22 protein-coding genes are annotated in these 25,139 nt (G+C 66.7%); 4 read left to right on the top strand and 18 right to left on the bottom strand.

What is annotated here, in order from left to right:
- Positions 1-45 precede the first annotated feature (45 nt).
- The 7 genes from U4Z64_RS27720 to U4Z64_RS27690 all read right to left on the bottom strand — a co-directional run bounded on the left by U4Z64_RS27720 (position 46) and on the right by U4Z64_RS27690 (position 7,861).
- Positions 46-879 (bottom strand): OmpW/AlkL family protein, encoded by an 834-nt coding sequence (locus tag U4Z64_RS27720; protein WP_044846333.1) that lies wholly within the window; start codon positions 877-879, stop codon positions 46-48.
- 15 nt (positions 880-894) lie between these two features.
- A complete protein-coding gene (locus U4Z64_RS27715) occupies positions 895-2,139 on the bottom strand; it encodes a DUF2957 domain-containing protein (protein ID WP_321821652.1) in 1,245 nt (414 codons plus the stop codon).
- A gap of 151 nt (positions 2,140-2,290) precedes the next feature.
- Positions 2,291-3,724 carry a DUF2957 domain-containing protein gene (locus U4Z64_RS27710; RefSeq protein WP_124489231.1) on the bottom strand — a complete coding sequence of 478 codons (1,434 nt, stop codon included), beginning with the start codon at positions 3,722-3,724 and terminating at the stop codon, positions 2,291-2,293.
- Positions 3,725-4,150: 426 nt separating this feature from the next.
- The gene (gene argC / locus U4Z64_RS27705) at positions 4,151-5,101 is read right to left on the bottom strand and encodes an N-acetyl-gamma-glutamyl-phosphate reductase (RefSeq protein ID WP_257775963.1); all 951 of its coding nucleotides are present in this window, start codon (positions 5,099-5,101) and stop codon (positions 4,151-4,153) included.
- Positions 5,102-5,288: 187 nt separating this feature from the next.
- On the bottom strand, positions 5,289-5,861 hold the full coding sequence (locus tag U4Z64_RS27700) for a flavodoxin family protein (RefSeq protein ID WP_044846329.1): 573 nt from the start codon (positions 5,859-5,861) through the stop codon (positions 5,289-5,291).
- Between the two features lie 468 nt (positions 5,862-6,329).
- Positions 6,330-6,935 (bottom strand): YbhB/YbcL family Raf kinase inhibitor-like protein, encoded by a 606-nt coding sequence (locus U4Z64_RS27695; RefSeq protein ID WP_044846328.1) that lies wholly within the window; start codon positions 6,933-6,935, stop codon positions 6,330-6,332.
- Positions 6,936-7,174: 239 nt separating this feature from the next.
- Positions 7,175-7,861: an orotate phosphoribosyltransferase gene (locus tag U4Z64_RS27690; protein WP_006752465.1), complete on the bottom strand. Its 687-nt coding sequence runs from the start codon at positions 7,859-7,861 to the stop codon at positions 7,175-7,177.
- Positions 7,862-8,334: 473 nt separating this feature from the next.
- Here U4Z64_RS27690 and U4Z64_RS27685 point away from each other — a divergent pair, with 473 nt between their 5' ends.
- Complete coding sequence (locus tag U4Z64_RS27685) at positions 8,335-10,605, top strand: NADP-dependent malic enzyme (protein ID WP_044846327.1); 2,271 nt, start codon at positions 8,335-8,337, stop codon at positions 10,603-10,605.
- Positions 10,606-10,751: 146 nt separating this feature from the next.
- On the opposite strand, the gene U4Z64_RS27680 is transcribed toward U4Z64_RS27685, so the two are convergent.
- Entirely contained in the window at positions 10,752-14,342 is a 3,591-nt protein-coding gene (locus U4Z64_RS27680) for an indolepyruvate ferredoxin oxidoreductase family protein (RefSeq protein ID WP_321821651.1), read from the bottom strand.
- A gap of 318 nt (positions 14,343-14,660) precedes the next feature.
- Here U4Z64_RS27680 and U4Z64_RS27675 point away from each other — a divergent pair, with 318 nt between their 5' ends.
- Positions 14,661-14,855, top strand: a complete 195-nt coding sequence (locus U4Z64_RS27675; RefSeq protein ID WP_321821650.1) for a hypothetical protein — start codon at positions 14,661-14,663, stop codon at positions 14,853-14,855.
- Positions 14,856-14,988: 133 nt separating this feature from the next.
- On the opposite strand, the gene hppD is transcribed toward U4Z64_RS27675, so the two are convergent.
- Positions 14,989-16,086, bottom strand: a complete 1,098-nt coding sequence (gene hppD / locus U4Z64_RS27670) for a 4-hydroxyphenylpyruvate dioxygenase (protein WP_124571406.1) — start codon at positions 16,084-16,086, stop codon at positions 14,989-14,991.
- 213 nt (positions 16,087-16,299) lie between these two features.
- On the opposite strand from hppD, the gene U4Z64_RS27665 reads away from it, so the two are divergent.
- A complete protein-coding gene (locus U4Z64_RS27665) occupies positions 16,300-16,824 on the top strand; it encodes an Lrp/AsnC family transcriptional regulator (RefSeq protein WP_011655746.1) in 525 nt (174 codons plus the stop codon).
- Between the two features lie 69 nt (positions 16,825-16,893).
- Here the strand turns inward: U4Z64_RS27665 and U4Z64_RS27660 are convergent, their stop codons facing one another.
- From U4Z64_RS27660 to paaA, 8 genes are all read right to left on the bottom strand, one after another.
- A complete protein-coding gene (locus U4Z64_RS27660) occupies positions 16,894-17,541 on the bottom strand; it encodes a GNAT family N-acetyltransferase (protein ID WP_044846322.1) in 648 nt (215 codons plus the stop codon).
- Positions 17,542-17,775: 234 nt separating this feature from the next.
- Positions 17,776-18,381 (bottom strand): TetR/AcrR family transcriptional regulator, encoded by a 606-nt coding sequence (locus tag U4Z64_RS27655; protein WP_059682891.1) that lies wholly within the window; start codon positions 18,379-18,381, stop codon positions 17,776-17,778.
- A gap of 22 nt (positions 18,382-18,403) precedes the next feature.
- A complete protein-coding gene (locus tag U4Z64_RS27650) occupies positions 18,404-19,219 on the bottom strand; it encodes a DUF1835 domain-containing protein (protein ID WP_321821649.1) in 816 nt (271 codons plus the stop codon).
- A gap of 129 nt (positions 19,220-19,348) precedes the next feature.
- A complete protein-coding gene (gene paaE, locus U4Z64_RS27645; RefSeq protein WP_321821693.1) occupies positions 19,349-20,485 on the bottom strand; it encodes a 1,2-phenylacetyl-CoA epoxidase subunit PaaE in 1,137 nt (378 codons plus the stop codon).
- Between the two features lie 31 nt (positions 20,486-20,516).
- Positions 20,517-21,080 (bottom strand): 1,2-phenylacetyl-CoA epoxidase subunit PaaD, encoded by a 564-nt coding sequence (gene paaD, locus U4Z64_RS27640; RefSeq protein WP_124520505.1) that lies wholly within the window; start codon positions 21,078-21,080, stop codon positions 20,517-20,519.
- Positions 21,081-21,105: 25 nt separating this feature from the next.
- Complete coding sequence (paaC, locus tag U4Z64_RS27635; RefSeq protein ID WP_044846318.1) at positions 21,106-21,909, bottom strand: 1,2-phenylacetyl-CoA epoxidase subunit PaaC; 804 nt, start codon at positions 21,907-21,909, stop codon at positions 21,106-21,108.
- Between the two features lie 10 nt (positions 21,910-21,919).
- Positions 21,920-22,204, bottom strand: coding sequence for a 1,2-phenylacetyl-CoA epoxidase subunit PaaB (gene paaB, locus U4Z64_RS27630; protein WP_006752453.1), 285 nt, complete (start codon positions 22,202-22,204; stop codon positions 21,920-21,922).
- A 36-nt stretch (positions 22,205-22,240) separates the two neighbouring features.
- Positions 22,241-23,239, bottom strand: a complete 999-nt coding sequence (gene paaA, locus U4Z64_RS27625; protein WP_044846317.1) for a 1,2-phenylacetyl-CoA epoxidase subunit PaaA — start codon at positions 23,237-23,239, stop codon at positions 22,241-22,243.
- 201 nt (positions 23,240-23,440) lie between these two features.
- On the opposite strand from paaA, the gene U4Z64_RS27620 reads away from it, so the two are divergent.
- Positions 23,441-24,706 carry an SGNH/GDSL hydrolase family protein gene (locus U4Z64_RS27620; protein ID WP_321821648.1) on the top strand — a complete coding sequence of 422 codons (1,266 nt, stop codon included), beginning with the start codon at positions 23,441-23,443 and terminating at the stop codon, positions 24,704-24,706.
- Between the two features lie 179 nt (positions 24,707-24,885).
- Here the strand turns inward: U4Z64_RS27620 and U4Z64_RS27615 are convergent.
- Positions 24,886-25,139: hypothetical protein (locus tag U4Z64_RS27615; RefSeq protein WP_321821647.1), on the bottom strand; the 254-nt coding region annotated here is incomplete at its 5' end.

Below are 25,139 nucleotides of genomic sequence, written 5' to 3'. Positions count from 1 at the left end.
TTTTGCGCGGGCCGTCCATTCATTCTCCGTCCTCCATCGCCGGCATCAGAACTTGTAGGTCATCCCGACGTAGCTGATGATCGGGTCGGCCTTCAGGTCCGATTTCGACTCGGAGAGCACCGTGCCGTCGGCCGCCTTGATCGTCACCGTCGACGTCGTCTTCAGCGGGATGTAGGTCACCGACGCGACCAGCCCGAAATGCTCGGTCATGTTGTACTGCAGGCCCGCGTTGAATACCGGCTGCCATGACGACGACGCCTTCGCTTCCACCGATGTCGTACCCGGCTTGCCCGCGCCCGCGGCGAGAATCGCGCCGAGGTTGTCCTGCGTCTGCTTGATGAAGTTCGTGTTGAGTTGCAGGTCGCTGAACCAGTTGTACGACACGCCGAGGCCGAGGAACGGCCGGAACTTCGCGGTCGCCGCCCCGAAGTAGTACTGCAGGATCGCCGCCGGGCTCCACTGCCGCACGCTCTTCACGATCGGGTTCACCGAGGCGAGGCCGATGTTCTGCGTGCCGAGCGCGCCGGCCGGGCCGGGCGGCTTGATCGTGCCTTGACCCGACACCTTGAACACCGGCGGCACGCCCGCCACCGACGTGACCGCGATGTGGTCGGTCAGGAAGTGGCTGACCGTCAGGCCGACCGTGTCGGCGCCGCTCGTACGCAGCCCGGTGCCCGGCGACGTGAACGACGGCGGCAGCCGCAGCGGCGTGTTGATCGGCGTCGGCGCGACGTTGGTCGTCATCGGCGTGCTGCTCTGCTGAGGCATCACGTGGAACCAGCCCAGCGTGACGACGTTGCTGCCGGCGCTCTGCGCGTGCGCCGCGAGCGGCGCCAGGGCGGCGGCGCCGGCCGCCGCGCAGAGAAGGGTCTTCTTCATCACGGCTTCCTCCGCTTACTGGACGAACGCGCCGATCGTGAAATACGGCGTCGAACCCGCGTTGTCGAGGAAACCGAACACGCCACCCGTGAAGATGAACTTCCCGGTCGGCGACGTGCTGCCCGAACCCGTGTGGATCGTCGTGACCGTGCCCGGCACCTTCTGCGTGTAGTCCAGGTCGAGCGGGGTCGCGAGCGAGGCCTGCGACGGCTGGAACGGATCGAGCAGCGTGGCCTGGTTGTTGATCAGCGCGGTGGTCCGGTAGTCGAACTGGCTGTCGACGCCGATGTATTCGCCGTTTTGCGACCCGGCCGCGATCGCGGTCTGCGGCGCGAGGATCGAGATGCTCGATTCGTCGTCGGCGGTCAGGCCCGGCACACCGTTGCTGTCGGGCGTCGGGTTCGGGTTCGCGACACCCGTGCGCACGAGGATCGGCACCAGCTGGTTGCGCAGTTTGCCGACGATCATGAAGCCCTTGCCTTGCGGCGTCGCCGACAGCGTCGGCTGCAGCTGGCTCCGGTAGTTGTTGCTCTGGAACGCGCCGCTGCCGTCGGCCGACTGCACGAAGTTCGTGCCCTGCTGCATGCACGCGCCGCCGGCGAACTGGCCGGTCGTGTCGCACTTGGTCCACGTGCCGTCCGCGTTGATCGTCACCTTCGCATCGATCGACGCCGGCGCGAATTTCTGCGACGGCACTTCGCCGAAGCCGATGTGGCTGTACGTGCCCGCGACCTTCGTGATGTCGGTTTCGATCGACGAGAAGCCGATGAACGGGTAATACGGGAATTTCGTGTCGGGCACCGCGGCCTGGCCGAGCACGCCGTCGAACTGGATCTCCTTGCCGGGAATCGTGCCGCCCGCGACACCGAAGCCGACGAAGATGCGCGCCGGACGCGACGCGTCGAGGCTCGCGCCGTTCAGCCGGAATGCGCACTGGTTCAGCTTGTTGGTCGGCAGCATCGTTTCCTGCGTGAGCGTGCCGCTGTCGACGGTGCCCGCGCGGGTCGGCGTGACGGTGCCGGTCTTTTGCGGCACCGGCGATTCGACATAGGTGACCTGCCAGGTCATCTTGGTCGTGTCGAGCTGGACCTTGGCCAGTTCGCCGCTGCCCGCGCCGCCGGTGTACACGGTGTTGTAGTCGAGCGTGGCGGGGCAGAGCCGGTCTTCGACGAGCGGGGGCGGGTTGTCGCCGCCGCCACCGCCGCATGCGGAAAGTAGGGGGGCGGCAAGGGCCGCCGCGAGAACGAGGTTGCGCTTCATGTTGCTCCTCCAGATTTGTCTTGTCGGGCGGCCGGCTCCCTGTCGGCCGCTTCTGTTGCTTGTGCTCGTGCTGCTGCGCCGTGCCGGGCGCCGTCGTTGCGTGCCTTCCCTGCATCCCGCGGCGGCGCACCGGCCGCCGCGTCCTCGATCGTTACTTGCTGATCTGCGCGCCCACGCCGAAGTACGGTGTCGACGACGTGCTCGAGTTCGCCGACGTCGACGTGACGCCGCCGTTCACCGTGCCCTGGATCAGCGCCGCGTACAGGCCGCCCGTCGCGATCACCACGCCCGATGCGGACGGATAGGTCGCGCCGTTCGCCGGCGTCGTCGTCGTGTTCAGCAGGCCCGGCGTTCCCTGACCGTAGTCGAGCGTGAAGGCGTCTTCCTCGGCCTGCGTGGTCGGGTTGATGAACGACGCGTTGCTGCCGCGGATCAGTGCCGCCGTGTACTTGAAGTTCGAATCCGCGCCCGCGTAGCCGCCGTCGATCGCGCCCGACTGGATCGCCGTTGCCTTGCCGAGCACCGCGATGCCCGATTCGTCGTCGACCTTGGCGTCGGTGTGCAGCGCGAGGTCGGTGCCCAGATACACGTAGCCGGTGCGGACCACCACCGGCACGGTCGCGCCGTTGAGCTGGCCGATCACCATGTGCGCGGTCGCCGACTTGCCGGTCGTGCCGACGATCGGCAGCGCCGTCTGCGGCAGGATCTGCGGTGCCTTCGTGCTGTCGAGGTAGCCGCCGTTCGCGGTGTTGACGGTCCACGGATCGCCGGTCGTCTGGCAGCCCCCCGCACTCGTCGACGTGCACGCGCCGTTCGCATCGAACGTCTCGCTCGAATTCGTGCCCTTCGTCGCGTAGTTGCCCGACGGCACGAGGTGGTAGAGCAGCGCGTTGTAGGTGCCCGGCAGCTTCGTGAGGTCGGTCGTCGTGTTCGCGAAGCCGAGGAACGGGTAGAAGTCGAAGTGGCGGTTCGGCACCTGGCCGACGTTCTTGTAGATCGGGACGCCGGCGACGGTGATCGTCAGCCCGTCGTACTGCACCGTCGCGCCGGGGATGCCGCCGCCCGCGACGCCCATGCCGACCAGCAGCATCGGCGGGTTCGCCTGGTTGAAGTCGGCGGCCGTCGAATAGGTCGAGCCGTTCGGTGCCTTCCCCGAACCCGGCGTGAAGACGAACGCGCAGCGCGTCTGCTCCGCGGTCGGCAGCGCGCCGGTCGGCGGGTGGATGACCTTGCCGGTGATCGTGGTACCGGCGCGGCTCGGCGTGACCGTGCCGGTCGCGAGCGGAATCGGCGATTCGAGCCACTTGAGCGTGTACGTCATCGCGACCGCGTCGATGTTGACGCTGACGATCTCGCCGCTGCCGGCGCCGCCGAGGTAGGTGCTCTTCACGATGTCGGCATCGGCCGGGCACAGCGCGCCGTTGACGGGCTGCGACGGCGGCGGCCCTTGCGTGCCGCAGCTCGATCCGGAACATTGAGGGGCCTCGATCGGCGCGGGCGAGCCGCCGTCTCCTCCCCCACAGGCAATCAGGAAAGGGGCGATGGCAAAGGCCGTTGCCACCCCCTTTGATAAGGCGTGCGACATGCCGCTGTCTCCAATCGTTTAATTGTGCGAGCTAATGTCGCTGCCAGGATTTTTGCTGTCAATTGATGAACTCGTCTAAAAAAGACGATTGAAACAACGCGCGCGCGATGAATCCTTGCGGGATAGCGCTTTCAGTAAGAATTAAAACGCGCGGAGGGCGCTAGAGTGCTGCCGGAGTGGGGCGGCTGCCACGCATGGACGGCGCTCGAGGCCTTCACGCGTATAACGGCAGCGTTTAAAGCGGCGATATCCGGTTTATCCCTATTCGGGATTGACTGGAGAAAGGGGTAAATTAATTTGCCGGCAATTACGCAATGGAAAGCTTGTAAATATTTGTAAATGCGTGATCCGGATTTTGATTTATTGCTTGATACGGGCAAATAAAAAGCCGGCCAGCGGCCGGCTTTGCATCGCATGCAAGTTGAATCAGCGCTTGAGGCCTGCATCCTCGGCGGCGCCGATGTTGAGATTCATGCACTGGATCGCGGCGCCCGATGCGCCCTTGCCCAGGTTGTCGAGGCGCGCGACCGTGACGAAGCGCTCCTCGTTGCCGAACACGAACAGGTCGACGCGGTTCGTGTCGTTGTTCGCCTGCACGTCGAAGAAGCCGCTGTCGAGATTCGCCTCCGCGTTGAACGGCGCGACGCGCACGAACGGCTCGTCCGCGTAGTACTCGGCGAACACGCGCTGCACGTCCTGCGGCGTCGCGCGCTTCGCGAGCTGTTCGGGCGAGAAGTAGGTCGTCACGGCCAGGCCTTTCAGGAACGGCCCGACGATCGGCGTGAAGATCGGCGCGTGCGCGAGGCCCGTGTGCGCGGCCATTTCCGGCAGGTGCTTGTGCGCCAGCGCGAGCGCGTACGGACGCGGGCTCGCGAGCTTGCCGCCCGGCGCCGCGTTTTCGTATTCGGCGATCATCGACTTGCCGCCGCCGCTGTAGCCGGTGATCGAGTAGCTGTGCGCGGCGAAGGTCGGCGCGACGATGCCGGCATCCACGAGCGGACGCATCGCGAGCACGAAGGCCGACGCGTGGCAGCCCGGCACGGCGATGCGTTTCGACGTGCGAATCTTCTCGCGCTGCGCGCGGGTCAGTTCCGGCAGGCCGTATGCCCAGTCGGCGCTCGTGCGGAACGCGGTGCTCGCGTCGATCAGCGTCGTGTTCGGGTTCTCGACCAGCGATGCCGATTCGCGCGATGCGACGTCCGGCAGGCACAGGAACGTGACGTCCGACGCATTGATCAGGCGGCGGCGCTCGTCGACGTCCTTGCGCTTCGCTTCATCGATGCGCAGGATCTCGATGTCGCTGCGCGCCGACAGGTATTCGAAGATCTTGAGGCCGGTCGTACCTTCCTGGCCGTCGACAAAAACTTTGGTGCTCATTTCGCTCTCACTGAATGAAACGGGAGCCGCGGCGCCCTGAAACCGCCATTTTAAGACGTCATCCGGCGGGCCTGCACCGCACGGGGCGAAAAAAAGACGGCCCGCGGGCCGTCTTGTGTCCCTGTCACGCGCCTGCGCCGCGTTGCCGTGTCACCGGCGGCGCGAGCGCTCGCGCGTGCCGCCGCGTTCAGCGGCCGCCGGCCAGCCAGCGGGCGGTCGCTTCGGCGACGCGCCGCCCGAACGCCTTCGCGGTCTCGAGGTCGCCGGGCAGCGGGCCCTCGTCGGGCGTCGCGTCCGCCGGCGACTGCGCGAGCAGGCCCGTGAAGCCGCCGACGTAGTTGATGTCGTTGCGGGTGGCCGCCTTCGAGTTGGCCGGCATCATGCCCGTGCCGACCCACACCATCCCATGTTGCATCGCCAGCGTGACGAAATACTGAATCGTCGAGAACTTGTCGCCGTTCATCGTCGCGGAGTTCGTGAAGCCCGCGGCGATCTTGTCCTTCCATTTCTGCGTGAACCACGGTTTCGACGTGGCATCGGCGAACTGCTTGAACTGCGCGGACGGGCCGCCCATGTAGGTCGGCGCGCCGAAGACGATCGCGTCCGCCGCATCGAGCGCGGCCCAGCCCGCGTCGTCGAGCTCGCCGACGGCGATCAGGCGTGCGGTGGCGCCGGCGTCCTGCGCGCCTGCATGGACGGCGTCGGCCAGTTTCTGCGTGTGACCGTAGCCGCTGTGATAGACGATGACGATGTTCGACATGAAGCGTTCTCCGGAAGGGGACGAAACGGCGGGCACCGCGGCCAGCCGCGTCACGCGCCGCGGTCGGGCGGCGCGACGGATGCGCGGCGGGATGCCGCGACCGGTGCCGCCGAGTCTAGCAAGCCGAAATGACTGGAGAAAAGCGCGCGGGTGGCGCACAGAAATTCGCAGGCGCGGACAATCGCGACCGGCGACCGGCGACCGGCGACCGGCGACCGGCGACCGGCGACCGGCGACCGGCGACCGGCGACCGGCGACTGGCGACCGGCGACCGGCGACCGGCGACCGGCGACCGGCGACCGGCGACCGGCGACCGGCGACCGGCGACCGGCGACCGGCAACCGGCAACCGGCAACCGGCAACCGGCAACCGGCAACCGGCAACCGGAGACCGGCGACCGGAGATCGGCAATCGGCGACGGGCGGTCGGCGATACACGCCACACGCCTCACGGCGGACACGCGAGCGCTTACTGCCCGTAAGTGACCGTGAGCTGTGCGGTGCCGATCGTCAGCGTGCCGATTTCGTGCTCGAACATCGGGGCGGGGCGTCCTTGCCCGATGCGCAGGTCCGTGCCCTTCAGCGCGTAGACGGTGATCACGTAGCGGTGCGGCTTGCCGGGCGGCGGGCACGGGCCGCCGTAGCCGTCGATCCCGAAGTCGTTGCGCGCCTCGCTCGCACCGATGCGACGCAGGAAGCCCGACGCGCTCGCGTCGGCCGGCAGGCTCGTGACGCTCGCCGGGATGCCGGCGACGGCCCAGTGCCACCAGCCGTGCCCCGGTGCATCGGGATCGAAGATCGTGATCGCGTAGCCGCGCGTGCCGGGTGGCGGGTTGCGCCACCTGAGCTGCGGCGAACGGTTGTCGCCCTTGCAGTCGCCGCGGTCGAACACGTTCGCGGCGCCGACGCGCCCGCCGGGCGTCAGCTCGTCGCTCGACACGGTGAACGGACCTTCCGCGCGCGCGGGCAGGGTGGTGAACGCAGCGCACGCGGCGGCGGCGCAGAGCAGGACGGCGATGAACGGAGACGAACGACCCGGGGACGCAGGCGAAGTGATCCGGCGATCCACACGCATATGGCGCTTCTCCCGTCACGTGGGCCGGGCCGATGCTCCCGGCATTGTTGGCGTTGTGCGTTGCCCGCGCAGCTGATGGCGACGATGGATCAAGTCTAGCATTAGGGTTCGATGAGCGATGCATGCCGCGGCCAGCGATTCGGGCCGGCCGCGATGCCGATCGACGGACGAAAAAAAACCGCTCGCGACCACGCGAGCGGTTTTTTCAGCCAGGGTGCCGGCTGCGTGCCGGCTCGGCGTTACTCCTTCGGGGCCGTTGCGCCGCCGTGCGCGGCCGACCACTCGGCCGGCGCGTGCAGGAACTTCTCGACTTCGTCGAGCGTCTTGGTCTCGAAGTAGCCCGACGCCTTCGCGACGCGCAGCACGTCCCACCAGGTCGCCAGCGCGTGCAGGTCGACGTCGATGTCCTTCAGGACCGACACGCTTTCCTTGAAGATGTTGTAGTGGAACAGCACGAAGCAGTGGTTCACCGTCGCGCCCGCGGTGCGCAGCGCGTTGACGAAGTTGATCTTGCTGCGGCTGTCGGTCGTCAGGTCTTCCACCAGCAGCACGCGCGATCCTTCTTCCAGATGACCCTCGATCTGCGCGTTGCGGCCGAAGCCCTTCGGTTTCTTGCGCACGTACTGCATCGGCACCATCATGCGGTCCGCGAGCCATGCCGCGAACGGGATGCCGGCCGTCTCGCCGCCTGCCACCGAGTCGATCTGCTCGAAGCCGACGTCGCGCATGATCGTCGTTTCCGCCATTTCCATCAGCGCACGACGCACGCGCGGATACGAGATCAGCTTGCGGCAGTCGATGTAGACGGGGCTTGCCCAGCCGGACGTGAAGATGAATGGTTTTTCGGCGTTGAAGTGCACCGCCTGCACTTCGAGCAGGATTTTGGCGGTCGTATCCGAGATCGACTGACGATCGTAGCCTGTCATGGGCATTCCTTGGGTGATGAGCGAAGAGCGGGCGCGGGCCCGGTGGCGCAGCAAGGGGAACCTGCCCGAGGGGCCGGGGTGCGATCGACGGACCCATCGGGCCAACAATCGCATCGCTGCGCGCGTAGCCCGCTATTTTACCCGATTCAGGCCGGTTTTCGGCGGAATTCGCGCAGGTTCGACGTGCGGCTCGCCACCGGTGAAACAAACGGGGCACGACCAGCCCGATGCTGATGGCGAGGATGCCGCGCTGCACCAACAGGCGGCATTTAGGGGGTGTACACTAGGCGACCCTTAGAAATCGTTCAGTACTTTGTACTTTTCTCTTGCCACCCGCCAAGGTTCCATGGCGTGCCGACCCGGCGCGTCGCGTGCCGTCTCGCAGTCGACCACCCCCTCGATTCAAGCAGACGCGGCCCAAGGTGCTGTGTACTGAACCGTCAAAAATTTCGCATGTCTCTCGCAGGTCAATCATGGACGAACAACTGAAGCAGGCCGCTCTCGCTTATCACCTTAACCCGAAACCCGGCAAGATTTCGGTCACCCCGACCAAGCCGCTGTCGAACCAGCTCGATCTGTCGCTCGCGTATTCGCCGGGCGTCGCCGCGGCGTGCGAGGCGATCCACGCCGATCCGCTCGACGCGCAGAAGTACACGTCGCGCGGCAACCTCGTCGGCGTCATCACGAACGGCACGGCCGTGCTGGGCCTCGGCAACATCGGCCCGCTGGCCGCGAAGCCGGTGATGGAAGGCAAGGGCTGCCTGTTCAAGAAGTTCGCGGGCATCGACGTGTTCGACATCGAACTGTCCGAGTCCGACCCCGACAAGCTCGTCGAGGCGATCGCGATGCTCGAGCCGACGCTCGGCGGCATCAACCTCGAGGACATCAAGGCGCCGGAATGCTTCTACATCGAGCAGAAGCTGCGCGAGCGCATGAAGATCCCCGTCTTCCACGACGACCAGCACGGCACCGCGATCATCGCGTCGGCCGCGATCCTGAACGGCCTGAAGGTCGTCGGCAAGAAGCTGTCCGAAGTGAAGCTCGTGTGTTCCGGCGCGGGCGCGGCAGCGATCGCTTGTCTGGACCTGCTGGTGAACCTGGGTCTCACGAAGTCGAACATCCTCGTCGCCGATTCGAAGGGCGTGATCTACGAAGGGCGCGGCAACCTCGACCCGTCGAAGCAGCGTTATGCGGCGACCACCGACGCGCGCACGCTCGCCGACGCGATCGTCGGCGCGGACGTGTTCCTCGGCTGCTCGAGCGCGGGCGTGCTGAAGCAGGACATGGTCAAGACGATGGGCGAGCGTCCGCTGATCCTGGCGCTCGCGAACCCGGAACCGGAAATCCGCCCGGAAGACGCGAAGGCCGTGCGCCCCGACGCGATCGTCGCGACCGGCCGTTCGGACTACCCGAACCAGGTCAACAACGTGCTGTGCTTCCCGTTCATCTTCCGCGGCGCGCTCGACGTCGGCGCGACGACGATCACGGAAGAAATGAAGCTCGCGTGCGTGCGCGCGATCGCCGAGCTGGCGCAGGAAACCGACCAGAGCGAGGAAGTCGCGAAGGCGTATGAAGGCCACTCGCTCGAGTTCGGGCCGGACTACCTGATTCCGAAGCCGTTCGATCCGCGCCTGATCATCAAGATTGCGCCGGCCGTCGCGCAAGCCGCGATGGATTCGGGCGTCGCCACGCGTCCGATCCAGGACATGGACGCATACCGCGAGCAACTCGGCGCGACCGTCTACCGCACCGGCATGGTGATGCGCCCGGTGTTCGCGACCGCGAAGACGAAGCAGGCGCGCATCGTGTTCGCCGAGGGTGAGGACGAGCGCGTGCTGCGCGCCGCGCAGTTCGTGCTGCAGGAAAAGATCGCGAAGCCGATCATCGTCGGCCGTCCGTCGGTCGTCGAGATGCGCCTCGCGAAGATCGGCTCGAAGCTGAAGGCGGGCGTCGATTTCGAGATCGTGAATCCGGAAGACGATACGCGCTACCACCGCTACTGGCAGGCATACCACGAGATCGGCGCGCGTGACGGCGTCACGCCGGAAGTCGCGAAGGCCGCGCTGCGCAAGTTCAACACGCTGATCGGCGCGATGCTCGTGCACCTGGGCGACGCGGACGGCATGATCTGCGGGATGATCGACACGTACCACACGCACCTGAAGTTCATCGAGCAGGTGCTGGGCCGTGCGCAGGGCGCCGAGCACTACGCGGCAATGAACCTGCTGATGCTGCCGGGCCGCAACCTGTTCCTGTGCGACACGTACGTGAACGAAGTGCCGAGCGCGGAACAGCTCGCCGACATGACGATCCAGGCGGCCGCCGAGATCGAGCGTTTCGGCATCGCGCCGAAGGCCGCGCTGCTGTCGAACTCGAACTTCGGCAGCGCGCCGTCGGCATCGTCGCGCCGCATGGCCGAGGCTCGCAAGCTGATCAGCGAGCGTGCGCCGAACCTCGAAGTCGACGGCGAAATGCACGGTGACGCGGCGCTGTCGGAAGCGGTCCGCAAGGCCGCGTTCCCGGGCACGACGCTGTCGGGCGAAGCGAACCTGCTGATCATGCCGAACGTCGAAGCGGCGAACATCGCGTACAACCTGCTGAAGATGGTCGGCGGCGAAGGCGTGACGGTCGGCCCGTTCCTGCTCGGCGCCGCGAAGCCGGTCCACATCCTGACGCCGGCCGCGACCGTGCGCCGGATCATCAACATGACGGCAGTGGCCGCCGCGAACGCGAACACGAAGTAAGTTCGCGCCCGCGTGCGCCGCGCGTCATGCGCGGCGCAATGAAAAACGCCACGGAACCTGCGTTCCGTGGCGTTTTTTTTATGCACTGCCGTGGGCGGGGCTACGCGGCGGCGGGCGTCCCGACGGGGAACGCCCGCCGCCCGCCGTCACGCGACCTGCTGATGCGACTGGCCGCCCGTCGGCGAACGCCACTTCGCGAGCAGCGTGTCCCACTTCTGGCGTACCGCGCGCAGGTTGTTCTCCTTCACGTGGCCGTAGCCGCGAATGCCGTCCGGCAGCGCCGCGAGCTCGAGCGCGAGCGGGCGGTTGGCCGCGTTCAGCTTGCCCAGCACTTCGCCGATCAGCGCTTCGTACTCGCTGATCAGCGCGCGCTCGGTGCGGCGCTCCGCGGTGCGGCCGAACGGGTCGAGCCCCGTGCCGCGCAGGAACTTCGCCTTCGCGAGCAGCCGGAACGCCGACAACATCCACGGGCCGTACGCCTTCTTCACGAGATGGCCGTGTGCGTCCGTTTTCGCGAACAGCGGCGGCGCGAGGTGGAACTTCAGTTTCCAGTCGCCTTCGAACTGCGACGACAGGCGCGCGAGGAACGCGGGATCGGACTGCAGCCGTGCGACCTCATACTCGTCCTTGTACGCCATCAGCTTGAACAGGTTGCGCGCGACCGCTTCGGTCAACGGCTCCTGCACGGCGTCGCCGTCCGCCAGCGCGCGTTCGGCCGCCCGCACCGTGTCGACGAAGGCCGCATAGCGCGATGCGTACGCGGCGTTCTGGTACGCGGTGAGGAGCTCCACGCGCTTCGCGATCAGTGCGTCGACCGCCTTCTTCGTGTGCAGCGCGATCACCGTGGCGCCCTGCGCGTGGCGTGCATCGCCGGCCGCGGCCTGCTTCACGCTCGCGAGGTCGTGCGCGGCGCGGCGGCCCCAGTCGAACGCCGCGCGGTTCTTCTCGACCGACACCGCGTTCAGCTCGATCGCGCGTTCGAGCGACGCGAGCGTGAGCGGCAGCCAGCCCTTCTGCCACGCGTAGCCGAGTACGAACGGGTTCGTGTAGATCGCGTCGCCGAGCAGCGCGACCGCGAAGCGGTTCGCGTCGATGAAGTCGACGGCTTCACCGGCTGCCGCGCGGATGTCGTTCTCCGCGGACAAGCCAGGGAACGCCCAGTTCGGGTTCTTGATGAACTCGGCGGTCGGCGTCTGCGCGCTGTTGACGACCACGCGCGTCGCGTCGTGCCGCATCCGCGACGTGCATTCGTCGCCGGCCGTGACGATCGCGTCGCAGCCGATCACGAGGTCGGCTTCGCCCATCGCGATCCGCGTCGCGTGGATGTCGGTCGGCGCGTGCGAGATCTGCACGTGGCTCATCACGGCGCCGCCCTTCTGCGCGAGGCCGGTCACGTCGAGCACGGTCACGCCCTTGTTCTCCAGGTGCGCGGCCATCCCGAGCAGCGCGCCGATCGTGACCACGCCCGTGCCGCCGACGCCCGTGACGAGCACGCCGTACGCACGGTCGATCGCCGGCAGCGTCGGCTCCGGAATCGGCGGCAGCGCGCCGCCGTCGACCGACACGGCCTTCGGCTTCTTCAGCTGGCCGCCTTCGACCGTGACGAAGCTCGGGCAGAAGCCTTTCACGCACGAGAAGTCCTTGTTGCAGCTCGACTGGTTGATCTGGCGCTTCGTGCCGAATTCCGTTTCGAGCGGCTCGACCGACAGGCAGTTCGACTGCACAGAGCAGTCGCCGCAGCCTTCGCACACCGCGTCGTTGATCACGACGCGCTTCGCCGGATCCGGATACGTGCCGCGCTTGCGGCGGCGGCGCTTCTCGGTCGCGCAGGTCTGGTCGTAGATCAGGATCGTCGTGCCTTCGATCTCGCGCAGCTCGCGCTGCACGTCGTCGAGCTGGTCGCGGTGATGAATCGTCACGCCCGGTGCGAGCAGCGCCTTCTGGCTGTCGTACTTCTCCGGCTCGTCGGTGACGATCACGATCTTCTTCGCGCCTTCGGACGCGAGCTGGTGCGTGATCTGCGGCACCGTCAGCACGCCGTCGACCGGCTGGCCGCCCGTCATCGCCACGGCATCGTTGTAGAGGATCTTGTAGGTGATGTTCGCCTTCGACGAGATCGCCGCGCGCACCGCCAGCAGGCCCGAGTGGAAGTAGGTGCCGTCGCCGAGGTTCGCGAACACGTGCTTCTCGTCGGTGAACGGTGCCTGGCCGATCCACGGCACGCCTTCGCCGCCCATCTGGCTGAAGGTGCTCGTGCTGCGGTCCATCCACACCGTCATGTAGTGGCAGCCGATCCCGGCGATCGCGCGCGAGCCCTCCGGCACGTTGGTCGACGTGTTGTGCGGGCAGCCCGAGCAGAACCACGGCTTGCGCTCGGTCTGCACGTGCGGCTTCGCGAGCGCCATTTCCTTCGCGTTGATCACCGCGAGCCGCGCGGCGATGCGCGCGCGCACGTCGGACGGCAGCTCGAACTTCTCGAGGCGCGTCGCGATCGCCTTCGCGATGATCGCGGGCGACAGTTCGTAGTGCGCGGGCAGCAGCCAGTTGCCCATCGGCACCGACCATTCGCCGCCGGCGCCGTCCTTCTCGTCGAACTTGCCGAACACGCGCGGGCGCTGCGCATCGGGCCAGTTGTACAGCTCTTCCTTGATCGCGTATTCGAGGATCTGGCGCTTTTCCTCGACGACGAGGATTTCGTCGAGGCCGCGCGCGAACGCCTGCGCGCCCTGCGCTTCGAGCGGCCACACGCAGCCGACCTTGTACAGGCGGATGCCGATCCGCGCACAGGTTTCGTCGTCGAGGCCGAGGTCGGTCAGCGCCTGGCGCACGTCGAGGTACGCCTTGCCGCCCGTCATGATCCCGAAGCGCGCATTCGGCGAGTCGATCTCGATTCGGTCGAGCTTGTTCGCGCGCACATAGGCGAGCGCCGCGTACCACTTGTAGTCGAGCAGCCGTGCCTCCTGCACGAGCGGCGGGTCCGGCCAGCGGATGTTCAGGCCGCCTTCCGGCAGGATGAAGTCGGTCGGCAGCACGATCTCGGTGCGATGCGGGTCGATGTCGACCGACGCCGACGATTCGACCACGTCCGTCACGCACTTCAGCGCGACCCACAGGCCCGAGTAGCGGCTCATCGCCCAGCCGTGCAGGCCGAAGTCGAGATATTCCTGCACGTTGGACGGGAACAGCACCGGTAGCCCACAGGCCTTGAAGATGTGTTCGGACTGGTGCGCGAGCGTCGACGATTTCGCCGCGTGGTCGTCGCCGGCGAGCACGAGCACGCCGCCGTGCTTCGACGAGCCGGCCGAGTTCGCGTGCTTGAAGACGTCGCCGGTGCGGTCGACACCCGGGCCCTTGCCGTACCACATGCCGAACACGCCGTCGTGCTTCGCGCCGGGGTACAGGTTGACCTGCTGCGAGCCCCACACGGCGGTGGCGGCGAGATCTTCGTTGAGGCCGGGCTGAAAGACGATCTGGTGGGCCGCCAGGTGCTGCTTGGCTTTCCAGAGCGACAGATCGAGGCCGCCGAGCGGCGAGCCGCGGTAGCCGGAAATGAAGCCGGCCGTATTGAGGCCGGCGGCGCGGTCGCGTTCCTGCTGCAGCATCGGCAGGCGCACGAGCGCCTGGATGCCGCTCATGTACGCGCGGCCGCGTTCGAGCGTGTATTTGTCGTCAAGCGTGACGGACTTCAGCGCGGCTTCGAGCGATGCGCGTTGGCCTGCGTCTAGCGGGGCATTCATTAACAGTCTCCTCCACCCAGTTTGGGATCACCAAAGCTTCGATTGCGTCGACGTCTTGTGAACGTGTCGGCAGTGGCCGGCATATTGGCCGGTTTTAAGTGATGGTAGCACTGGGATAAACCCGCCGACCACCGGCCGGCGTGCCGCGGCGCGCCGACGAAATGGCGCGACGATGCGTTACATCATGTAAAGGCATGTAAAGCCGCGCCCATCATCGGACAAATGCCGTTAATCTTGTCGGCCTGCCGGAGGTGCCCGGTCGCGTCGGCTCGTTTCGACGCAACCGGGGAGGCGCCGGCAGTTTTTACAGGAGGTGCAATGAACACACGTCATATCCAGAGTTTCCTGATCGTGTCCGCCGCGTTTTTCTCGATGACCGGCCCGGTGCACGCGCGCGGCGCGAGCGCACTGGCGGCAGCCGGCGCGCAGATGCGTCAGATCGCGCCGGCGCAGGATGCCGACGCACAGCCGGCGGCCGCGCGTGCGGTCGTGTCGAAGGCGAACGTGCGTTGATCCGTTCGCGCGGCCGCCGGGCCGCGCCGGAACGACGAAAGGGCGGGAATCGCACGATTCCCGCCCTTTTTCCTTGTGCCGCCGATGTTCGCGCGGACGCCCGGGCCAGCCGGGCGCCGTGCGGCCTTCTGCGTCAGGCCTTGTCCTGGACCACGCCGCGGCGGATCTGGTCGAGCTCGATCGATTCGAACAGCGCCTTGAAGTTGCCTTCCCCGAAGCCCTGGTTGCCCTTGCGCTGGATGATCTCGAAGAAGATCGGGCCGATCTGGTTCTCGGTGAAGATCTGCAGCAGCAGGTCGTCGCGGGCGCCGTCGATCAGGATCTTGCGCTTCTTCAGCTCGTCCAGCGATTCGCCGTGGTTCGGCACGCGGCGGTCGACCAGTTCGTAATACGTGTCGATCGTGTCGAGCAGCTTCACTTCCTTGCCGCGCAGGCCGTCGACCGCGCCGTAGATATCGTTCGTGCCGAGCGCGATGTGCTGGATGCCTTCGCCGTGATAGGCGTCGAGGTATTCCTGGATTTGGCCGGCCGTGTCCGAGCCTTCCTCGTTGATCGGAATCCGGATCTTGCCGCACGGCGACGTCATCGCCTTCGACTTCACGCCTGTCACCTTGCCTTCGATGTCGAAATAGCGCACTTCGCGGAAGTTGAACAGCCGCTCGTAGAACTCGGCCCATTCCTGCATGCGGCCGCGATGCACGTTGTGCGTCAGGTGGTCGATGTAGGTGAGGCCGTGGCCGACCGGGTTCGGGTTCGCGCCGGCGATCGGTTCGAAGTCGACGTCATAGATGCTGATGTCGCCGATTGCGCCCGGTTGCGCGCCGTTCTTGCCGCGCCAGCGGTCGACGAAATAGATCAGCGAATCGCCGATGCCCTTGATCGCCGGGATGTTCAGCTCCATCGGGCCCGTCTTGTTGTCGAAGCCCCATGCGCCGAGTTCGAGCGCGTGCTGGTAAGCCTTCGCGGCGTCCTGCACGCGAAACGCGATCGCGCAGATTGACGGGCCGTGCAGGCGCGCGAAGCGCTGCGCGAACGAATCGGGCTCGGCGTTGATGATGAAGTTGATGTCGCCCTGGCGGTAGACCGTCACGTCCTTGTGACGATGGCGGGCGATCGCGGTGAAACCCATCCGCTCGAACAGTTGTCCGAGCGCTTTCGGATCCGGCGCGGTGTATTCGATGAATTCGAAGCCGTCGGTGCCGACGGGGTTGTCCCAGTTGGGGATCTGCATGTCGTGTCTCCTGTGCGGGGCAATCGGCCGGCGCGACGTGCGCGTGCGCGGCCCGGTTCGGTGTCGAACGCGGCGCACGTGTCGGCGTGCGCAACGAATCGGTACGTGCGACAAAGTGTAGCGGGCGGGCGCGAGCGAAAACTTGCGAACTTAATCGTCCGTGCCTACGATGGCGCAATTTCCAGTCTGGAAATAATCAACGGAGGGCAGAAAATGGCGCAAGCCGAATTGGATGCCATCGACCGGCGGATTCTGGCGATTCTTCAGGAGAACGGCCGCCTGTCGAACCAGGAAATCGCCGAGCGCGTGAACCTGTCGCCGAGCCCGTGCCTGCGGCGGATCCGGCGGCTCGAGGAGATCGGCGTGATCACCGGCTATGTCGCGCTGCTCGATCCGCAGAAGCTCGGGCTCGACCTGCTGGCGTACGTGAGCGTGCGGCTCGAGAAGCGTGGTGGCCTGGCGCCGGTCCGTGCCGACGAGACGTCGGCGCGCGCGGGCGCGACCCACGCGGAACTGTTTCGCGCGGCCGTGCAGACCTGGCCGGAAGTGGTCGCGTGTCATGCGATGACGGGCGACATGGATTACCTGCTTCGCGTGCAGGTCGAGGACATGGCGCACTTCTCCCGCTTCGTGCAGGAGCACTTGCTGCACCATCCGTCGGTGATCGACGTGAAGACGAGCTTCTCGCTCGAGTGCTTCAAGGAGACGACGGCGTTGCCGATCCGCTCGGTGCGCTAGTGCGCGGCGGGGGAAGGCGAGAAGGAAGGGAAGGCCGGGCGCCCCGCAGGGCAGCCCGGTCGGCCGATGTTATGCCGTCAGCGCGGCGGGCATCAGCGATTCGATGAACTTCGACGTGCGGTGCGCCTGGCGCTTGAGCGCGTAGTCGAACACCGCGGCCTGTTCCTGCAGCATCTCGGCGAGGATCGTCGCGTGGTCGGCCGGCGGCAGCGACAGGTACGCATCGGCTTCGCCGTACGCGTATTCGATTCGCATCCCGGATTTCTTCGCGATGTGCATCATCGTCGCATTGCGCGACAGGCAATGCATGTACAGCATCGTCACGCGGGTGTTGCGGCTGCGGATCGCCGCGCGCTCGAACAGCTTCGAGCCGACGCCGCGGCCGCGGGCGCTTTCGAGCACCGACACGCCGAATTCGGCCGTGCGCTTGTCGCCTTCCGCGGGCAGGTACGCCAGGTGGCCGACGCCGATCAGTTCGAGCCCATGGTCGAACACGCCGAACACCGTGTCGCGACCGAAGTCGATCGTACGGACATAGTTCTCGATCACGTGGTCGGGCACCATCTGGCCGAAGCGCAGCAGGCGGTCCTCTTCGTTGAGCGAGAGAAAGTGGGTGAGCATTCGCTCACGGTCTTTGGAAGCCAGTTCCCTGACGAGAACCGGCGCAGTCCCGGCGTGGCCGACAGCATCGGCACGGCGGTCGAGTTGCGTGTTCATCGTGGGTTCCTCAGTCTGTAGCCGCACAAGCAGCTTGTGCAATGCAACAGCATTTTACCCGAGCGGGTTGGGGAAAACCCGTATTTGACGTTATTTGTGCCGAGGGCGAATTCTAAATCCGCTTAGTTCATTTGCTATCTATTTGATTTATAAGCGATTTAAAATTCATCACATGAAATGCGCGGCGGCCTGTCGCAGTGTACCCGCCGCGCAACGCATGCTGCTGCGCGGCAATCACGCGCCGGACGACAGCCCGTGCTCCATCAGGTCGATCACCTGCTCGGCGAAGTCGCGGTAGCCGAGGCGGCCCCCCGGCTTGAGCCATGTGAACGTCCAGTTGATCATCCCGAACACCATCATCGTGACCGACGTCTGGTTTTCCTTCGAGATCCGGTCCGGATAGGCGCGCGCGAGCTGGCGCGCGAATGCCGCGACGATGTCGCGCTGGCGGTCGAGCACGATTTCGCGCTGGGCGTCCTCGAGATACTTCACGTCGTTGAGCAGCGCGACATGGCGGCTGTGCGACGTCTCGTACTCGGCGAGGAACGCGCGCACCAGCTCGGCGAACGCGTCGCGTTCGCTGAGGCCGCGCCGCTGGCTCGCACCTTCGACCTCGGCGATGATCAGCATCAACCGCTTCGTGTAGCGGTCGAGCAGGTCGAACAGGATCGCTTCCTTGCTCTCGTAATAGTGATAGAGACGTGCCTTCGACGTGCCGCTCGCGGTCGCGAGATCGGACATCGACGTGCTCGGGTAGCTCGTCTGCGCGAATTTCTCGGCGGCGAGATCGAGGATCTGCTCGCGCTGGGATTCGTGGTCGGGCGCTCGGGTACGGGCCATGGTCGAATGCGAAAGAGTAGCGTTAGCGAGGCGCGGCGGGCGCGCGCACCTGCGTGGAAGAAAGGGCGGCCGGCGCGTCGTCCTGCAGTTCGAGCCGGCCGGCTGCCGCGAGTTCGCGGCAGCGCCACCAGGCGATCGAGTCGCTGACGAACAGCCCGCCGCGGTCGGCGCCGGCCATGATGCCGCCGACGACGCGTCGCGCGGGCAACCAGCCGGTTTCCGCGTGCGCGACGATCAGCGCGTCGAGGTCCGCGTATTGGCCGCTCTTGATGGTATTGCTGACCCAGTAGCGCAACTCGGCATTCAGGTGCTTCGCCTCCTGCCATTCGAGTGCGAGGCGGCCGATGCGCAGCACCGAGATCGGTGCGGCCACCGGCCGTTTGCGCGCAAGCGCCGCCGGCGAGAACATCCCGGTCGAACAGGCCTGGTCGGTGCGGGTCAGCGCCGCGCGCTGCGGCGCGTCGAGGTCCGCGGCCGACAGCCGCACCTCGTTCAGGCGCTGCGGCACGTTGCGCAGGTGATAGGCGACGCGGCGCAGCAGCAGCTTGTCGCCGACGCTCGGCGCGTGCCAGACGACCACCTGGCCCGTCTCGGTCGCGAGCTGGTCGAGGCGGGCGAATTCGCCTTCGATTTCCGCGTTCCAGTCGGGAATCGCGTCGCCGAGCACGCGCTGCCAGAAGGCGGCGCGCGTGTCGGGCGTCTCGTCGGCGCCCTTCAGCGGACCGACCGCGAGATCGTCGAGCAATCCGACGACGCGCTCGTCGCGTCCGGCTTGCGCGAGGGCCTCGCGCAGCGACGCGGCGGCGGTGCCGCCCTGAATCACGTGAATGGTACTCATCGGTCTGTCGTCAACAAAAGAAAACCGCCGGCCGGGCGGACGTGAAGACGTCCAGCCGGCCGGCGGCCCCTAGTGTAAGCGAGATGTGTGACGACGAGAAACCGGCGCGGCGCGCCGGCGCGACGCCGCTCAACGCTCGTCGAAGCTCACGACGACCTTGTCGCTGATCGGGTGGCATTGGCACGTGAGCACGAAGCCGTCCTTCACTTCGTGTTCCTCGAGCGTGTAGTTCTTCTCCATCCGGACCTCGCCTTCGACCACCTTCGCCCGGCACGTGCAGCACACGCCGCCCTTGCACGCGTACGGCAGCGCGAGGCCCGCGCGCAGGCCGACGTCGAGCAGGCTCACGCCTTCGTACGGCAGGCGCAGCTTGCGTTTCTTGCCGTCGAGCACGATTTCGAGGTCGGCAGCCGGCGTCTGGTCGGTGATCTCGACGACGGGCGCGCCCGCCTGCGGCAGCGGCGTGCCGAAGCGTTCGACGTGCACTTTCGCCTGCGGCACGCCGGCTGCCTTCAGCGCGGCTTCGGCCGCGTCCATCATCGGCGCCGGGCCGCAGATGAACGCTTCGTCGATTGCGTCGGCCGGCGTCAGCGTCGCGAGGAATTCCGCGCATTTCGCCTGGTCGAGCACACCGTTGAACAGCTCGACGTCCTGCAGGTCGTCCGACAGCACGTGATACAGGACGAAGCGGCTCATGTAGCGGTTCTTCAGGTCCTCGAGTTCCTCCGCGAACATGATCGCGTCGACGCTGCGGTTGCCGTAGATCAGCGTGAACGTGCTGCGCGGTTCGAGTTCGAGCGTCGTCTTCACGATCGCGAGCACCGGCGTGATGCCCGACCCGCCGGAGAACGCGACGTACTGCTTGCCGTGGTCCGCGTTCAGATGCGTGAAGAAGCGGCCGTCCGGTGTCATCACGTCGATCGTGTGACCCGGCTGCAGCGTGTCGAACGCGAAATTCGAGAAACGGCCGCCGCGCACGCGCTTGATGCCGATGCGCAGTTCGCCGTCGCGGTCGTAGTCGGTCGTGCCGACGCAGATCGAGTACGACCGGCGCGTTTCCTCGCCGTCGATGTGGGTCTTCAGCGTGACGAACTGGCCCTGCGTGAAGCGGTACGCGTCGCGCAGCTCAGGCGGCACGTCGAACGAGACGGTAACGGCGTCGGCGGTCTCGGGCCGCACGTCGCGGATACGCAGCGCGTGAAATTGCGGGGTTGACGACCCCCGCCGGGCCGCCCCAACGGGGGCGTCGGCCCCCTCGGGGGGCAGCGAATGAAGAGAGCGTGGGGGCTGTTTCATTTCAGTAAGGTTTGAAGTAGTCGAAGGGTTCGCGGCAGTCGACGCAGCGATACAACGCCTTGCAGGCCGTGGACGCGAATTGCGCGAGACGCTCGGTGTTGGCTGACCCGCAGCGCGGGCACACGGGCGCCGCGACGGGGCGCGGCACGAAACGCACGACGTTTTCCCGCGGCGCGGCGCTGCCGCACTGGCCGACGGGCGGCGCGATGCCGTACGCGCGCAGCTTGTCGCGCGCTTCCTGCGTGATCCAGTCGGTCGTCCACGCGGGGGCGAGCACCGTCTCGATCCGGTGCGGCGGCAGGTCGGCGGCCTGCATTGCCGCGGCGATGTCCTCGGCGATCTGCGACATCGCCGGGCAGCCGGAGTAGGTCGGCGTGATCACGACTTCGAGCTGGCCGTCGTCCGCGCGACGGACGTCGCGCAGGATGCCGAGCTCGCGGATCGACACGACCGGAATCTCGGGATCGGGCACGGCTTCGAGCACGTCCCACGCGCGCGCGAGCAACGGATCGTTGCGGTGCGCGGCGGGCGTCGGGTCGGCGGGGGCGGCGGTCTGGACGGACATCGTCGGGCTCCGTTGGGGCGGCGGGTTACCAGGTCGCGCCAGGGTGCTGGCGCGCGAGGCTCTGCATTTCCGCGAGCAGGTAGCCCATGTGCTCCGAGTGCTCGCCCTGCTTGCCGGTGCTCACGTGCTGCACGGGCGCCGGCAGGGTGAGCGTCGCTTCCGCGAGCGCTTCGTCCACGTCCGCGCGCCATGCGGCTTCGAGCGCGGCCGGTGCCGGGCCGACGCCCGATGCGCAGACCGCGTCGTCGATCGCGTCGGCCGCGAAGCATTCGCGCGTGTACGGAATCAGGTAGTCCAGCGCGGCCTGAGCGCGGCGATGCGATTCGTCGGTGCCGTCGCCGAGGCGCACCAGCCATTCGCGCGCGTGCTGCACGTGATAGCGGGTCTCCTTCACCGATTTCGCGGCGATCGCGGCCAGTTGCGCGTCCGTCGACGTTTCGAGCGCGGTCCACACGTGCAGCATCAGCGTCGCGTAGAGGAAGTTGCGCACGATCGTCACCGCGTAATCCTTGTCGGCGTGCGCGGTGCCGGCGATCGGGCCGTAGTGCGGCAGCTCGGCGAGCGTGAAGTTCGCGAACTCGCGCTCGGTGCGGAAGTACGCGTAATCGTCTTCCGTCTTCGTCGCGCCGTTCAGCTGGCGCTCGAGTTCGGCTGCGTGCGTATACAGCATGCGGGCCTGGCCGATGAGGTCGAGGCTCATGTTGGTGAGCGCGATGTCTTCCTCGAGGATCGGGCCGTGGCCGCACCATTCGGCGTTGCGCTGACCGAGGATCAGCGCGTTGTCCGCGAGGCGCAGCACGTAGGAGAGGTGTTCGGGCGTGATCGTCATGGCGCGGGCGTTACATGTGGTTGACTTCGTCGGGCAGCGTGTAGAACGTCGGGTGACGGTAGATCTTGTCGCCCGCCGGTTCGAACAGCTCGGCCTTCTCGGCCGGATCCGACGCGGTGATCGCCGACGACGGCACCACCCAGATGCTCACGCCTTCCTGGCGGCGCGTGTAGACGTCGCGCGCCATGCGCAGCGCCATCGACGCGTCGGCCGCGTGCAGGCTGCCGCAATGCTTGTGGTCGAGGCCTTGCTTGCTGCGCACGAACACTTCCCAGATCGGCCATTCCTTGTTCATCACTCTCTCCTGAATCCTGTATTCGATGGTTGCCGCTCAGGCGGCGTGCTGTTCGGCGCGGGCGCGGCGCTTCGCCTCGTGCGCGAGCGCGGCTTCGCGCACCCATGCGCCGTCGTCGTGCGCTTTCACGCGGGTCGCGAGGCGTTCCTTGTTGCACGGGCCGTCGCCGTTGACGACGCGCCAGAATTCGTCCCAGTCGATCGCGCCGTAGTCGTGGTGGCCGCGTGCCTCGTTCCATTTCAGGTCGGGGTCGGGCAGCGTCACGCCGAGCACCTTCGCCTGGTCGACCGTCGCGTCGACGAACTTCTGCCGCAGGTCGTCGTTCGTGATCCGCTTGATGCCCCATTTCGCGGACTGGTTGCTGTGGACCGAATCGGCGTCGCTCGGGCCGAACATCATCAGCACGGGCCACCACCAGCGGTTCACCGCCTGCTGGACCATCGCACGTTGCGCGTCGGTGCCCTTCATCATCGACAGCAGCGCATCGAAGCCCTGACGCTGGTGGAACGACTCTTCCTTGCAGACGCGGATCATCGCGCGCGCGTACGGGCCATACGTGCAGCGGCACAGCGGGATCTGGTTCATGATCGCGGCGCCGTCGACGAGCCAGCCGATCACGCCGACGTCGGCCCAGGTCGGCGTCGGGTAGTTGAAGATGCTCGAGTATTTCGCCTTGCCGGCGTGCAGCGCGTCGATCAGCGAATCGCGCGAGACGCCGAGCGTTTCCGCCGCGCTATATAGATAGAGGCCGTGACCGGCTTCGTCCTGGACCTTCGCGAGCAGGATCGCCTTGCGCTTCAGGCTCGGCGCGCGCGAGATCCAGTTGCCTTCCGGCAGCATGCCGACGACTTCCGAGTGCGCGTGCTGCGAAATCTGGCGCACCAGCGTCTTGCGATAGGCGTCGGGCATCCAGTCCTGCGGTTCGATCTTGCCGTCCGCGGCCATGACCGCGTCGAACCGCGCCTGCTCGGGCGACTCGGCTGCGGCGTCGAGCGATGCGACGTTGCCGGGGATGTCGAGGGATTGCGTGTACATGGCGGAGGATCTCGTCCGGTTGAATGTGTGCGAAGTATAAACCAACCGACCGGTCGGTTAATAAATTTCTCGCGGATTTGCGGGGAGATTCGGGTAAACGTGGGGCGTCGGGGCGCGATCGCCAGGGCAGGAAGACGGTCCGGCGCGTGAGACGGGCCGCTTCTGCGGCACAATGCCCGCTTTCCGATAAGGATTTCGCCGATGTCATTTCGAAGCAGTTTCGTCGCGACCGTGCTGGGCGCGTCCGTGTTCCTGTCGCCGCTTGTCGCCTCGGCCGCACCGGCCGAGTGGGTTGCCGCGTGGGCGACCGCATTGCAGCCGATTCCCGACCTGGCTGCGCCGCCGCCGCTCTATCGCGCGCCCGACGTGGGCGGACGTACGGTCCGTCAGATCGTCTACCCGACCGTATCGGGGCATGCCGCGCGGATTCGCGTGAGCAATGCGTACGGTCGCGCGCCGCTGGTGATCGAGGGCGCCGGTCTTGCGCGCGCGGGTGACGGCGCGGCGCTTGCCGACGGGGCGAGTGCTGCCGTGCGCTTCGGTGGCAAGGCGTCGGTGACGCTCGCGCCGGGCCAGGAACTCGAAAGCGACGCGGTGGCGATCGACGTGATGGCCGGGCAGCCGTATGCGATCAGTCTGCGGATGGGCGCGAACCAGCGGATGACCGTGTGGCACCGCGTGTCGAACCAGTTCAATTACGTATCGGCGCCGGGTGATCACGTGAACGATCCGGGCGGCGGTGCATTCCGTGCGCGCTTTACCCAGTATGCGTGGGTGACCGAACTTGCCGTCGAGGCCGGGGCCGCGCGGGCGAGCATCGCCGCGATCGGGGACTCGATCACCGACGGGCTGCGCTCGAGCCTGAACCGCAACCGTCGCTGGCCCGACGCGCTGGCGCGCCGACTGTCCGCGGCAGGTTCGGATTCGCTTGGCGTCGTGAATCTCGGGATCAGCGGCAATCGTCTGCTGAGCGATTCGGCGTGCTACGGCACGTCCCTGGCGTCGCGGTTCGAGCGCGATGCGCTGTCGCGCTCGGGGGTAAAGGCGGCGATCGTGCTGATCGGTATCAACGACATCAACTTTGCTGCGATGCCGCCGCGCGCGGGGCTCGATTGCGACAACCCGCATACGCAGGTCACGGCGTCGTCGTTGATCGACGGCTATCGCCGGTTGATCGAGGCTGCACACCGCCAGGGGGTGAAGATCTTCGGTGCGACGCTCACGCCCGCGGCGTTGCCGGCCGGGCGCGAGGCGATCCGGCTCGAGGTGAACCGGTGGATCCGAGGCGGCGGCGGGTTCGATGGCGTGGTCGACTTCGACGCGGTACTGCGCGATCCGGCGCGCCCGAGTGTGCTGCAGCGCCGCTACGACAGCGGCGACGGCATTCACCCGAGCGACGCCGGTTACGCGGCGATGGCCGACGCTGTGCCGGTGGAGCGGCTGCAGGCCGTGGCTGGCGGCAAGTAAACTCGCCATATATATAGAGAGAGAACGACGGATTGCCGGCCGCTTCAAGGTCACCGGAGGCACGTAGTTCATCGAACCCCAAGCCCCCGTGCGCGGCAGCGCACGGGGGCTTTTCAAAATATTTTCACAAAGGGGTTGCGCAGACGAGGGCAGGTGCTTAGAATCACGCCTCTTTCGCGCTAACGGAAACGCAGCGCGGGAGAAAAAGGGAAGCGGTGCTGTCGGGCGGGTCGTAGCGGCCTCGGCGGTGCAGGAAGTTGAACCCCAGCCGTCGCAACGAAGTAGTTAAAAAAGTTGTTGACGAACTGAAAAAGACGGTTCATAATCTCGCTTCTCTGCTGCTGAAAACGCAGCGCTGCTGAGAAAGCCTCAGGGTCCTCGCAGACATGCTCTTTAAAAATTAACAGCCGATAAGTGTGGGCGCTTGATGGCA

The sequence above is a fragment of the Burkholderia sp. BCC1996 genome (genome assembly GCF_905339955.1).
GTDB lineage: Bacteria > Pseudomonadota > Gammaproteobacteria > Burkholderiales > Burkholderiaceae > Burkholderia.
This window is presented reverse-complemented; position numbering and strand designations above follow the sequence as displayed.

Excerpts from the sequence above, each read along its gene's own strand:
- U4Z64_RS27620 (WP_321821648.1), top strand. The coding sequence starts at position 23,441 with ATGTCATTTCGAAGCAGTTTCGTCGCGACCGTGCTGGGCGCGTCCGTG.
- U4Z64_RS27720 (WP_044846333.1), bottom strand. The coding sequence starts at position 879 with ATGAAGAAGACCCTTCTCTGCGCGGCGGCCGGCGCCGCCGCCCTGGCG.
- hppD (WP_124571406.1), bottom strand. The coding sequence starts at position 16,086 with ATGCAGATCCCCAACTGGGACAACCCCGTCGGCACCGACGGCTTCGAA.
- paaB (WP_006752453.1), bottom strand. The coding sequence starts at position 22,204 with ATGAACAAGGAATGGCCGATCTGGGAAGTGTTCGTGCGCAGCAAGCAA.
- U4Z64_RS27675 (WP_321821650.1), top strand. The coding sequence starts at position 14,661 with ATGAACACACGTCATATCCAGAGTTTCCTGATCGTGTCCGCCGCGTTT.
- U4Z64_RS27655 (WP_059682891.1), bottom strand. The coding sequence starts at position 18,381 with ATGGCCCGTACCCGAGCGCCCGACCACGAATCCCAGCGCGAGCAGATC.
- paaD (WP_124520505.1), bottom strand. The coding sequence starts at position 21,080 with ATGTCCGTCCAGACCGCCGCCCCCGCCGACCCGACGCCCGCCGCGCAC.
- U4Z64_RS27660 (WP_044846322.1), bottom strand. The coding sequence starts at position 17,541 with ATGAACACGCAACTCGACCGCCGTGCCGATGCTGTCGGCCACGCCGGG.
- U4Z64_RS27680 (WP_321821651.1), bottom strand. The coding sequence starts at position 14,342 with ATGAATGCCCCGCTAGACGCAGGCCAACGCGCATCGCTCGAAGCCGCG.
- argC (WP_257775963.1), bottom strand. The coding sequence starts at position 5,101 with ATGAGCACCAAAGTTTTTGTCGACGGCCAGGAAGGTACGACCGGCCTC.
- U4Z64_RS27695 (WP_044846328.1), bottom strand. The coding sequence starts at position 6,935 with ATGCGTGTGGATCGCCGGATCACTTCGCCTGCGTCCCCGGGTCGTTCG.
- U4Z64_RS27700 (WP_044846329.1), bottom strand. The coding sequence starts at position 5,861 with ATGTCGAACATCGTCATCGTCTATCACAGCGGCTACGGTCACACGCAG.
- U4Z64_RS27650 (WP_321821649.1), bottom strand. The coding sequence starts at position 19,219 with ATGAGTACCATTCACGTGATTCAGGGCGGCACCGCCGCCGCGTCGCTG.
- paaA (WP_044846317.1), bottom strand. The coding sequence starts at position 23,239 with ATGTACACGCAATCCCTCGACATCCCCGGCAACGTCGCATCGCTCGAC.
- paaC (WP_044846318.1), bottom strand. The coding sequence starts at position 21,909 with ATGACGATCACGCCCGAACACCTCTCCTACGTGCTGCGCCTCGCGGAC.
- U4Z64_RS27690 (WP_006752465.1), bottom strand. The coding sequence starts at position 7,861 with ATGACAGGCTACGATCGTCAGTCGATCTCGGATACGACCGCCAAAATC.
- U4Z64_RS27685 (WP_044846327.1), top strand. The coding sequence starts at position 8,335 with ATGGACGAACAACTGAAGCAGGCCGCTCTCGCTTATCACCTTAACCCG.
- U4Z64_RS27715 (WP_321821652.1), bottom strand. The coding sequence starts at position 2,139 with ATGAAGCGCAACCTCGTTCTCGCGGCGGCCCTTGCCGCCCCCCTACTT.
- U4Z64_RS27710 (WP_124489231.1), bottom strand. The coding sequence starts at position 3,724 with ATGTCGCACGCCTTATCAAAGGGGGTGGCAACGGCCTTTGCCATCGCC.
- U4Z64_RS27665 (WP_011655746.1), top strand. The coding sequence starts at position 16,300 with ATGGCGCAAGCCGAATTGGATGCCATCGACCGGCGGATTCTGGCGATT.